Raw genomic sequence first — 10,526 nt, 5'->3', positions numbered from 1 at the left:
CAGGCCGGGCCGGCGGCGAGGGCGACCGCTCACCAGGGCGGCACCCACGGGCGGCCGTCCGCCTCCTGGCGGGCGGCCTCCCACGTGAGCGTCCGGGCGCCGTCGAGGCGGTTGGCGTCGGCGAAGGCGGCTGCGGCGTCGGCGTCCGCGAACGCCGCGAGGCCGCCCCCCATCGGGGTGCGAAGGCGCGGGTGGTGCAGCAGCACGGCCGCGTCGACCGCCAGCCAGGTGGCGTCGTCCCGCGACGAGGCGACGCGGTCGGCGAGCCAGGCGTCCGCCACGTCGGGGGGTGGGGGGCCGTGCCCGGCGGCGTGATCGAGGAGGCACTCGATCGCGTCGTACGTCAGGGTCCGGCCGCCCTCCGTCTCGACCTGCGCCGCGAAGCGCGCGTCGATCACCTTCATGCCGCAGTAGGGACAGACGTCGATGCGGTCGTCGATCGGGCGTGGGTCCGCCCACGCCCGCGGGAGCGCCAGGGCGGCGCCCCACGCGGCGAGGTGGGCGAGGAAGTGGCGGCGGCGCACGTCAGTCCGCCAGCAGCCCCGACGCTTCGGCGAGGAGGGGGATCAGGTTCATCTCCGGCACCGGCGCGAGGTCGTACAGCGTCGCGGCGTCCAGGCGGTAGTGCCGGCCGGGCGCCTCGAGGCGGGCGAGGCCGGCGTCCGCGGCGGCGTCGTTCGGGTAGGCCGCCAGGCGGGCGTTCATGCTGACCCGCAGCCCCTCGGCCCACAGGAACGTGGCGCCCCGCGCGGCGAGCAGGCCGTGGTCGGGCGCCGTCGCGCCGCCCTCGTCGGCGACGTAGAAGGTGGCGCCGTGCCCGTCGCGAACCCCCTTCGCGTACGCCCAGTTCGTCATGCAGGCGATCGATTCGAAGTGGTGGACGGAGGCGCCGTCCACGTCGCCGTCCAGGACGATCTGCGCGTACGTGCGTTCCCGGAAGCCGGCGTCGAGGCGGCCGCCCTCGGGCGTCGCGATCGTCATGCCGCAGAAGCTGCACGTCGTGCCCTCCCACGGAATGGCGGCGGCGGGGAGCCGGTCGGGTCCGACGGCGTCGCCGGTCCCCATCGCCATACCGTCGTGATCCATGCCGTCGTGATCCATGCCGTCGTGATCCATGGAGCCGTGGTCCATCGCATCGTGGTCCATGCCGTCGTGATCCATGCCGCCGTGGCCGTCCGCCCACGCCGTCCCCAGGAACGGGGCGGCGAGGCCGGCGGCGGCGAGGCGCGCAAGAAAGCGCCGGCGGTCGATCTGGGGGCCTTCGGGGGGCGTGTTCGGGGTGTCGTCGTGCGTCGTCATGCGGGTCTCCTCGTGTCGCGGGTCGGGCGTCGGGTGCGGACGGACGGGGATCAGGCGCCGTGGGCCGGCGGGGCGCGGGCGTCCCGCGCGCGGATCGGTGCGAGGTCGGCCGGGTGGGGCGCAGGGGGTGCCGCGAACCGCGTGACCTCGGTGGATCTCCCCACGTCGGGGGTGGGCGGCGGTGGTGCGGTGGGGGCGGTGGGATCGACCTGGAGTTGCCGGTAGGCGGGCGCGTGGCAGGCCGACGCGTCGTCGGCGCGCACCCCCAACGGTCCGGCGTGCGCGCCGGTCGCCAGAGCGGCTGCGAGCGTTCCGGCCAGGGCGGCGGCGCGGACGCGGCGGCGCGCGGCGTCACGCATGCGGGTCCTCCCCCTCGAGGGCCCGCGCGAGCCGCGGGCCGGGCATCCGGCGCGGTACGGCGCCCTCGGGCAGGTCGAGGGGGGCGCCGTCGCGCGCGTCGACGACCTCGAACAGCGCGTCGACCGGGCCCCGGTGGAGGCGTCGCCCCCCGCGCAGCAGGACCGCGTCGTCGGCGAACGCCGCGACCTCCTCGGGCCGGTGCGCGCTCGTGATCACCGCGCCGCCGGCGGCGGCGTGGGCGGCGACCCACGCCCCGAGGCGGGCCAGCCCGCCGGCATCCAGCGCCGACGCGGGTTCGTCCAACAGCCACAGCGGAGGGGTGCCGACGAGGCCGGCGGCGAGCGCGACGCGTTGCTGCATCCCGCCCGAGAGCCGCCCGACCGGGTGCGCGAGGACGTCGTGAAGCCCCATGCGGGTCGCGGCGTCGCGCAGGGCGGCGTCGTCGGCGTCGCGTGCGCGGGCGGCGACGGCGAGGACCTCCCCCGCGCGAACGTGGGGGGGTAGATCGATGCGTTGCGGGACGTACGCCCGCGCCCGCGCGGCGGCGGTGGAACGGGGGGCGTGACCCGCGACGCGGACCGTCCCGCCGCGCGCCCGGAGGCGCCCGGCGAGGACGTGCAGGAGGCTCGACTTCCCGGCGCCGTTCGCGCCGATCACCGCCACCGTCGCGCCCGCGCCGACCTCCAGGTCGACGCCGTCGATGCGGCCGGGGACGGACGCCGCCCGCACGTCGGCGAGGGGGAGGGCGCTCACGCCGCCCCGCCTCCGGGCGGCGCGGGGGCCCAGCCGGCGCGCGCGAGCGAGGCGCCCAACGCCAGACCGGCGGCGGCGACGAGGCCGGCGAGGGCGGCGCCGGCCCCCGATGGGGCCGCTCCGACCGCGGGTTCGGCGAGGCGGGGGGCGCGGTCGCGGAGGCGGGCGGTGCGGAGGGCGGGGACGCGCCGTTCCGCCGCCTCCCACAGCGTCACGCCGGGGTGGAGGGCGAACAGCGACAGGTCCGGCGTCCGGGTCGTGAGGAGCGCGAACGTGGAGGTCGGGAGGTGCGCGACGTCGCTCACGCCGTCGCGATCGCGGTCGAGGGGGCTGGCGGCGTCGAAGGCGTTGCCGCGGAGCGCGACGGAGGCGGCGGGGTCGTCGACCGCGACGTCGCCGACGTTCCCGGCGAAGGTGACGCCGGCCGCGCGGACGGCGCTCGCGCCGGCGCCCTCGGCGCGGCGCACGAGGAGGCCGGTGCCGTTGCCGGTCACCGCGCCGCCCGTGAGGTGCACGTCGCGCGAGGAGACGATCAGGGCGCCCACCGTGTTGCCGTCCAGCGCGACGTCGCGGACCGTCGCGCCGTCCATCTCCTGCAGCAGCATGCCGTAGGCCAGCGGGCCGCGGTGCCCGGTGAACCGCACGCCTTCGATCCGCGCGTCGCGGGCGTACATCACCGCCGACCCCACGCCGCCGTCCGCGACGGCGACGTTACGCAGGACGGTCTCGGAGCCGAACATGACGTGCAGGCCGTAGCGCCGGGCGTCGCGCAGGTGGCCGCCCACGACGCGCGCCCCGTCGGAGCGCTCGACGTACGCCCCGTCGAGGAAGCCGCGGACGTTCAGGTCGACGAGGGCGAGGTTCGGGGCTTGGTAGGCGGTGACGCCGGGCCCTTCGGGCCCGCCGCGCAACGTCGCGCCGTCGATGCGCACGTCGCGCGACGCCTCGATGCGGAGGCCCGCCGGCGTGCCCGACGCGGTGAAGCCCTCCAGGACGCAGCCGTGGCAGTCCAGCAGCCAGGCGGCGGCGTCGGGGGCGTACAGGTCCGGGTTCGTGCCGCCCCCCTCGACCGTCAGGTCGTGGACCACGACGCCGGGGGCGTGCAGCTCCAGCGCCGACCCCTCCGCGGGGCCGCGCAGGGTCGCGCCCGTCCCCTCGATCACCACGTCGGGCGTCGTGACGGTCCACGGCCCGTCGTACGTGCCGGGCGCGAGAACGACGGTGCTGCCGGGGGCGGGGTCGGGCCACGGGTCGTTCGGGGCGAGGTGCACGACGTCGCGCTGCGCTGCGGCGCTCCCGAGGCACGCGAGCGTCGCCACGACGGTCAGGAGGCCGGCGAGGGGGCGTCGGGGGGGCCGGTGGGGGGCGGCGACGCGCGGGGCGCGGCGGGGCGGCATGACGCCCGAACGGTACCGCCGGACGGCGGGCGGGCGTGTGCCGCGGCGCGTCAGCCGCCGATCAGCACCTGGAACGCGACCATCGCCATGAGCGCGAGGACGAACGTCGTCGCCACCGATTCCTTCGACGCCGCCTCGGTCGCCTCGGGCAGCAGCTCCGACTGCGCCATCCACAGCATCGCGCCGGCGGCGAGCCCCAGCCCGACGGGCAGGAACGGCTCGAACACCGCGACGAACAGGAACGCGGGGACCGCCATGAGCGGTTGCGGGAGGCTGGAGACGATGCTCCACCAGGCCGCCCGCCACACCGGGACGCCGCGCGGCACCATCGAGAGGCTGATCGCCAAGCCCTCGGGCACGTTGTGCACGGCGATCGCGAGGCTGATGAAGATCCCGAAACTCACGGTGCTGCCGAAGCTCACCCCGACGCCGATGCCCTCCGCGAACGAGTGGGCGGTCATGACGCCGAGGATCAACAGCGCCTTGCGGGCCGACGCGCCGGCGAGGTCCGCGACGCCGACGTCGCCCTCGTGGCGTTCGAGCAGGCGTTGGCTGACGACGATCGCGGCGAGCCCGAGCGCCATGCCGACCAGCGTGCGCGGCATCGACAGCTCCAGGCCTTCGCGCATCAGTTGGAAGCTGGCGCCGACCATCAACCCCGCCGCCCCGCCGTTCGCGAGGCCCAACACCCGCGCGGGGACGTGCCGGAGGGCGAGCAGGGGGAGCGCCCCGAGGCCGGTGGCGACCGCCGTCAACGTCGCGTAGAGGAACACCAACAGGACGGGCGGCAGCTCGCTCACCGCCCTAGCCTACGCCCGCGGGGGCGGGAGGGGGGGCGAACGGCGCCCGGTCGGGGTCAGGGCGTCCGCCCGAGGCGGGCGTCCAGGTCGTCCACCCCGAAGCGCAGGTGATCGACGCGGAACGTCGCCCACGGTTGCGCCTCGTCGAGCCACTGCACGCTCGCGGTCGTCATCGTCGGGTGCCCGTCCACGTCGCCCCACGCCTCGGCGCGGGTGAGCCACAACGTCTTCGACGTCGCGTCGGCGCCCTTGTAGCGCATCGCCTCGAGGACCGTCAGGCGGGTCGTGGTGGGGTCGAAGCGGGCGATGAACGTCTCGGAGTCGCCGCCGTGGGGGACGTGCAGCATCGCGGTGGCGTCGTCGACGACCTCCCACCGGACGCGCGGGTCGGTCGCGAGGGCGGCGGGGAACCACATCGCCTCCGCCCAGAGCGCCAGGTTGGCGCCCTGGTCGACGGTCGCGCCGGTCTCGACGATCCCGAACGGCAAGCGCATTTCCGCGACGCCGTCCAGGTAGCGCTCGTCGACGACGAAGAGGGGGAGGCCGAACCAGGTCGCGACGATCTCGTGGCGGTAGCCGTGCCCCACGTCGTGCGTGAAGCGCCACCGCGCCGGCATCGAGACCCCCAGGATCCGGAGGCGCGCCCGGCCGGTCAGCACGACGTTCCGGGTGACCGGGATCGCGTCGCCGTAGAGGCCGCGGTAGAAGCGCGCCACCGGCGCGGGCAGGTCCCGCGGGACCGGGACGGTGTCGGGCGCCTGGGTGCGGGGCGGTTCGGGGAACGGGGCGGCGGGCACGCGCAGGCCCACCAGCACCACGACCAGGATCGCGGCGAGGAGGCCGGCGAGGACGAGGATGCGGGTCACCTCCGCTCCCTTCCCGGCGGCGGACGCCACCGAGCCCCGAGCATGGGGGGTCGGACCGCGCGCCGCCAGGGTCGGATGCCCCGGGGGTCAGGTCTCCAGGAGCGCTTCGAAGCGGTCGACGTGCGAGGCCAGCGTCGCGAACGCCGCCTCGACCGGCGCGGGGGACGCCAAATCGACGCCCGCCCGCCGGATCGCGTCCAGCGGGGCGCTGCGTCCCCCCTCGCGCAGGAAGCCCAGGTACGCCTCCGCCGCGTCCGGCGTGCCGTCCCGGAGGCGGCCGGCGAAGGCGTGCGCGCCGGCGATGCCGGTCGCGTACATGAAGACGTAGAAGCGGGCGTACAGGTGCGTGTGGAACTGCGCCCACGTGATCCCGACGCGGTCGCGGTCGACGTCCATGGCGGGCCCGTACGCCTCGGAGAACAGGTCGGCGAGCAGGTCGTTCAGGGCGTCCGCGCTCAGGCCCTCGCCCGCCTCCGCGCGCTCGTGCAGCGCGAGCTCGAAGCGCATCAGGGTCGGCATGATCAAGAAGTAGCGCCCGAAGTTCGCCATCGTTTCGTCGATCACGGCGAGCTCGAACGTCCGGTCGCCCGCCCGCTCGCGGAGGAGGTGGTCGCGCATCATCGCTTGGTGAAGGTTGCTGGCGACCTCGGCGGCGAACAGCGTGTAGCCCGCGTAGCGCGCGGGTTGCGCGCCGTTCGCGAGGTACGTGTGCATCGAGTGCCCCAGCTCGTGCGCCAGCGTGCTGGCCGACGCCAGGTCGTCGGTCCAACTCATCATCACGTACGGCTTCGTGTCGGGCGTCCCGGTGCTGAACGCCCCCATGCGTTTGCCGTCGTTCGGGGCGCGGTCGACCCAGCGTTCGTCCAGCGCGCCGCGGCGCATCGCGTCGACGTAGTCGCGCCCGAGCGGCGCGAGGGCGTCGGCGAGCCAACCGACCGCCTCGTCGTAGCCGACGTGCGGCGGGGCGGGACACACGGGGGCGTGCACGTCCCACGGGGCGAGGCGGTCGAGGCCCAGGTGCCGGCGCTTGAGCTCGAACCAGCGGTGCCAGACCGGCAGGTGCGCCTCGAACGTCGCGAGGAGCGACGTCACGACGTCGCGGGGCACCTCGAGCGGCACGAGGGTCATCGCCAGGGCGTCGTCGTACCCGCGGACGCGGGCCAGCAGGTTCGTCTGGCGCGCGCCGGTCGTCAGGAGCGTCGCCATCGACCGCTGGTGCGCCAGGTGCGCGTCGGCGTAGGCGGTCCAGGCGCTCTCGCGCAAAGCGCGGTCGGGGCTCTCGAGGTGCGCGGAGATGCGCGCCTGCGTCACGGCGTGCTCGACGCCCGCGGCGTCGCGCGCGGGCGCGAAGGCGAGTTCGGCGTTGGCGAGCAGCGCGTGGCTGGTCGCCGCACCGGCGAACGGCGTCCCGAGCGCGGAGAGGAGCGCTTCGACCTCCTCGCTGCGGACGTGCGGGGCCTCGGTCTCGAGGCGGGCGAGCCACCGTTCGCGGTCGGGGAGGGCGGGGTCCTGGATCCAGTCGCGGAGGACGTCGAGGCCGATCCGCAGCAGTTCGGGCGTCGCGAAGGCGGTGGCCTCCGCCACGCGCGTCCCGAGGTCCTGGACGCGATCGGCGCGCTCGAGCGCCGCTTCGTCCTCGGTGTCGACGTTGCTGGCCATCGCCGCCCACACCGCGAGGCGGCCGAGGTCGCGTTCGATCGCTTCGCTCGCGGCGAGGAAGGCGGCGAGGCGCCCTGGGCCCTGGTGGAGGGTGCCTTCGAAGGGCGCGAGGTCGGGGAGGCGCCGTGCGACGTCGGCGAGGGCGGCGTCGAAGGCGGCGACGTCCGCGAAGAGGGCGGCGTCGTCCCAGCGTTCGTGGGGCGGTACGGCGGAGCGGGGGTGGGCGTCGGGCATGCCCGAACCGTACCGCTCCGGCCGCCTCCGGGTCGGTTCGGGCCGGGGGCGGCGCGGCGTCGGTGCCGTCGTGCGTGACAACGGGGGCCCGCATGGCGTATCGTCGCGACGTTCCGAAGAAGGTTTCGGAATGGCCCCGGGCCACCGCCCGGAATTCGTTTTGGTCGCGCCCCGTCGCGCGACAGGTAGGGAACAGGTTCAACATGGCAACAGGCAAGGTCAAGTGGTTCAGCCCGGAAAAAGGCTACGGCTTCATCGAGCAGGGCGACGGTTCCGCCGACGTCTTCGTGCACTTCTCGGCCATCCAAGGGGACGGCTACCGGAACCTGTACGAGGGCGACGAAGTCGAATTCGACGTGGAGCAGGGCCAGAAGGGCCTGCAGGCGTCGAACGTGTCCGTCACCCGTCAAGCCCCCGGCAACTGACCACGGCTCGACGCACCTAGGACGCTTCGGGCGCCCGACTCCGGTCGGGCGCCCGTGTTCGTGGGGTGTTCCCTGGCGCCGCCGTCCGGCCGTCGCGCTCCCGTACGGAGGGGGGTCGTGCGACGCTCCGCATCCGGACGCGCCGCAGCCCGACGTCCCTCACGAAGACGCCCAATACGGGCTCCCCATGCAGGCGCCCCATGAAGACGCCGCCCCCCGACCGAGGTCGGGGGGCGGCGAATCGTTGCGGACCGAGGTCAGTCGGCCGTCGGAAGGGTGTAGGTCGCTTCGACGTCGACGCAGTCGAACTGCTCCGCGTCGCCCTGCGGGACGAACGCGAGGCACACCTGCGCGTCGAAGGTCTCGGGGGTCGCGTCCCCGCTGGCGCTGGGGCTGGTGTTGCTCCCACAGCCGGCGAGGGCGAGGGCGGCGAGCGCCCCCAGGAGCGTCAGGCCGACGAGGCGGCTGCGAACGGCGGTCATTCTTCCACCTCCACTTCGACGGTGACGGTCACGGTGCCGCTCTCGCCGGTCGCGAGGTCGGCGCCCTGCCACAACCAGGCGGAGCCGACCTTGCGGATCGTGCCGTCGTTGTTCTCCGCGGTCACGACGCTCGTGACGGTCTCGCCGGCGGTCAGGTCGCGCAGGTCGACCCAGACGTCGTTCACGGTGTCGTCGGCGTCGTTCGTGAACGTCACGTCGAACGAGAAGGTCGCGACGCCGTTCTCCACGGTCGCTTCGGGCGGCGTGTCGGGGGTGACGACGGCGCCGGTCGTGGTCGGCGCGGAGGCCGCCCCGACGGTGAACGTCTCGGAGTAGGCGCTCCACTCCGCGTCGCCGGTCCCGGCGGCGACGGCGCGGACGCGCACGCGGTGCGTGTCGTCGTTCGTCAGGCCGTCGATGGCGATGAGCGTGTCGGTCGACCGCGGGTTGAGCGTCATCGCGGGTTTATCGTCACCCTCGAGATCGTACTCGTAGTTGACGATGTCGAAGCCCGTCTGCTCGGGCGCCTCGAAGGCGACCCAGACCTTGCCGTCGTCCGGGTAGACCCGCACGTTCGTCGGGGCGCCGGCCGTCGCGACGGTGAGCGTCGCGTCGCTGCTGGTGACGGTGACGGCGATCTTGTCGTTGCCCTCGGCGTCCTGCTCGGTCAACGTCGCGATCACGCGGTAGGCGAGGCCGTCGTCGCCGCGATCGACGTTCGCGATCACGAGGTCGCTGGCGGTGACGCCGGTCGCGTCGCTGCGGCTGACGTCGGTCCAGGAGACGCCGTTGTTCGTGCTCTCCTGCCACTGGTAGGCGTAGGCGAACGTCGTGCCGGTCGGCGAGACCTCGACGCCGAACGTCGCGTCCTGCCCGACGACCACGGTCTGGTCGGCCGGCGTGCCGTTCTCGAAGGTCGGCGTTTCGGACACCGCGTTCACCGTGAGGGTGACGGGGCTCGATTCCTCCTGGACGAGGCCGTCGGAGCCGTCCTTGTTCGTGAACAGGGCGCGCACCTGCAGGCCGTCGTCGCCCTCGGTCGTCGGGGAGACGGTGAGGGTGTGGTCGCTGCCGGACGTGCCGCGCACGTACCGTGTTTCGGTCGCGACCGACGTCCAGCCGCCCGCGTCGCTGGGGCTGAACTCCCAGTCGACGATCGACACGGTGCCGGACGTGGACGTCGCGGACACCACGAACGTCGCCAGCTCGCCCTCGTCGACGGTGACGTCGGTCGGGGTGGTGGCGAGGGTGGGGGTGGGGGAGGCGTCGACGGAGGACAGGACCGCGACGTCGTACCCGAAGGCGTCACCGGCGTCCGTCGCGAACCACGTCAGGACGGCCAGCGAGCTCTCGACCCCGAGGTTGGGCACGGTCGCGCTGCCGTCGATCGTCTCGTCGTCGCTGAGGCTGACGGTGTAGACGTCCGTGACGGACGCGGTGCTCGTGTAGAACGCGGTCCAGTAGCCGACGTCGGTGTCGCTGAAGGCGGTGGCGCGACCGCGGACGGTGCCGGCGTCGCCGGGCCCCCAGTTCGTGCCGCTGACGATCAGGTCGCCGCCCGACACGAAGGCGCCGCCCTCGGCCGGATCGACGCCGTCGCCGCCGTACACCACGGTGCCGGCCTGGCGGCCCTTGCCGGGCTGGATCTGCGCGCTGGACTCGATGGTGCCGGTGGTGGGATCGCTCGTCGGCAGCGCGTCGCTCGCGGTGACGGTGAACAGCTTCATCGGGTAGGTCCCGAGGATCTCGTTCGACCAATCCGACCCCGAGAGGGTGAAGTCCGGGCCCCAGGTGACGTCGTCTACGTTCAGGCCGGCGTCGCTGCCCGAGACGACCATCAGCACGTCGCTGACCGAGACGTCGCTGCGCGACAGCTCCGTGTCACCGATGATCAACATCGCGCCGATGACGTAGTCGCTGGTGCTGACGTAGCTGCCGCCGGTCGAGGAGATCGTCACGGACGTCTGGCCGTAGTACGGCGTGGTGTCCGTGATGCTCAGCGTCTGCGCCGCCGCGCCCGCGACCCACGCCGCGAGGAGCAGCGCCGCGGCCGCGCGCAGGAGGCGCGGGGCGGACCTTTCGTGTCGTGCGTTCGTTTGCCGCAAGGCGGCCACCTTCCTCTCAAAGGTTGCGTCGGGGACGACGCCCCATCCGACATGAGACCCGTCGGACGAGGAGGCTAGCATGCGCCCCGTCGCCCGTGACGCGATTGTCGGATGCTTCACACTCGTGTGGGACGGGGTCGGCCGCC

At 74.4% G+C, this 10,526-nt stretch carries 11 protein-coding genes; 1 reads left to right on the top strand and 10 read right to left on the bottom strand.

Going from position 1 to position 10,526, the window contains the following annotated elements:
* Positions 1-29 precede the first annotated feature (29 nt).
* From RI554_02640 to pepF, 8 genes are all read right to left on the bottom strand, one after another.
* Positions 30-524 (bottom strand): nitrous oxide reductase accessory protein NosL, encoded by a 495-nt coding sequence (locus RI554_02640; protein ID MDR9390908.1) that lies wholly within the window; start codon positions 522-524, stop codon positions 30-32.
* A 1-nt stretch (position 525) separates the two neighbouring features.
* Positions 526-1,299 carry a hypothetical protein gene (locus RI554_02635; protein MDR9390907.1) on the bottom strand — a complete coding sequence of 258 codons (774 nt, stop codon included), beginning with the start codon at positions 1,297-1,299 and terminating at the stop codon, positions 526-528.
* A 50-nt stretch (positions 1,300-1,349) separates the two neighbouring features.
* On the bottom strand, positions 1,350-1,658 hold the full coding sequence (locus tag RI554_02630) for a hypothetical protein (GenBank protein ID MDR9390906.1): 309 nt from the start codon (positions 1,656-1,658) through the stop codon (positions 1,350-1,352).
* Entirely contained in the window at positions 1,651-2,412 is a 762-nt protein-coding gene (locus tag RI554_02625; GenBank protein MDR9390905.1) for an ATP-binding cassette domain-containing protein, read from the bottom strand. Before RI554_02625 ends, RI554_02630 begins: the two co-directional genes overlap by 8 nt.
* On the bottom strand, positions 2,409-3,809 hold the full coding sequence (locus RI554_02620) for a right-handed parallel beta-helix repeat-containing protein (protein MDR9390904.1): 1,401 nt from the start codon (positions 3,807-3,809) through the stop codon (positions 2,409-2,411). Before RI554_02620 ends, RI554_02625 begins: the two co-directional genes overlap by 4 nt.
* A 50-nt stretch (positions 3,810-3,859) precedes the next feature.
* Positions 3,860-4,609 (bottom strand): ZIP family metal transporter, encoded by a 750-nt coding sequence (locus RI554_02615; protein ID MDR9390903.1) that lies wholly within the window; start codon positions 4,607-4,609, stop codon positions 3,860-3,862.
* 56 nt (positions 4,610-4,665) lie between these two features.
* Positions 4,666-5,475: a hypothetical protein gene (locus tag RI554_02610; GenBank protein ID MDR9390902.1), complete on the bottom strand. Its 810-nt coding sequence runs from the start codon at positions 5,473-5,475 to the stop codon at positions 4,666-4,668.
* An 87-nt stretch (positions 5,476-5,562) separates the two neighbouring features.
* Positions 5,563-7,368: an oligoendopeptidase F gene (pepF, locus tag RI554_02605; protein ID MDR9390901.1), complete on the bottom strand. Its 1,806-nt coding sequence runs from the start codon at positions 7,366-7,368 to the stop codon at positions 5,563-5,565.
* A gap of 203 nt (positions 7,369-7,571) precedes the next feature.
* On the opposite strand from pepF, the gene RI554_02600 reads away from it, so the two are divergent.
* Complete coding sequence (locus RI554_02600; GenBank protein ID MDR9390900.1) at positions 7,572-7,793, top strand: cold-shock protein; 222 nt, start codon at positions 7,572-7,574, stop codon at positions 7,791-7,793.
* Between the two features lie 257 nt (positions 7,794-8,050).
* On the opposite strand, the gene RI554_02595 is transcribed toward RI554_02600, so the two are convergent.
* Together RI554_02595 and RI554_02590 are read right to left on the bottom strand one after the other, a co-directional pair.
* Positions 8,051-8,275 (bottom strand): hypothetical protein, encoded by a 225-nt coding sequence (locus RI554_02595; GenBank protein MDR9390899.1) that lies wholly within the window; start codon positions 8,273-8,275, stop codon positions 8,051-8,053.
* Positions 8,272-10,380 carry a fibronectin type III domain-containing protein gene (locus tag RI554_02590; protein MDR9390898.1) on the bottom strand — a complete coding sequence of 703 codons (2,109 nt, stop codon included), beginning with the start codon at positions 10,378-10,380 and terminating at the stop codon, positions 8,272-8,274. Before RI554_02590 ends, RI554_02595 begins: the two co-directional genes overlap by 4 nt.
* Positions 10,381-10,526: the final 146 nt, after the last annotated feature.

Source organism: Trueperaceae bacterium (assembly GCA_031581195.1).
Classification (GTDB): domain Bacteria; phylum Deinococcota; class Deinococci; order Deinococcales; family Trueperaceae; genus SLSQ01.
Note: the sequence above shows the minus strand (reverse complement) of the source record. Positions and strands in the feature narration are given on the sequence as shown.

Bases quoted from the DNA above. Each gene is read 5' to 3' on its own strand.
- RI554_02630 (MDR9390906.1), bottom strand. From the start codon at position 1,658: ATGCGTGACGCCGCGCGCCGCCGCGTCCGCGCCGCCGCCCTGGCCGGA.
- RI554_02635 (MDR9390907.1), bottom strand. From the start codon at position 1,299: ATGACGACGCACGACGACACCCCGAACACGCCCCCCGAAGGCCCCCAG.
- pepF (MDR9390901.1), bottom strand. From the start codon at position 7,368: ATGCCCGACGCCCACCCCCGCTCCGCCGTACCGCCCCACGAACGCTGG.
- RI554_02600 (MDR9390900.1), top strand. From the start codon at position 7,572: ATGGCAACAGGCAAGGTCAAGTGGTTCAGCCCGGAAAAAGGCTACGGC.
- RI554_02595 (MDR9390899.1), bottom strand. From the start codon at position 8,275: ATGACCGCCGTTCGCAGCCGCCTCGTCGGCCTGACGCTCCTGGGGGCG.
- RI554_02620 (MDR9390904.1), bottom strand. From the start codon at position 3,809: ATGCCGCCCCGCCGCGCCCCGCGCGTCGCCGCCCCCCACCGGCCCCCC.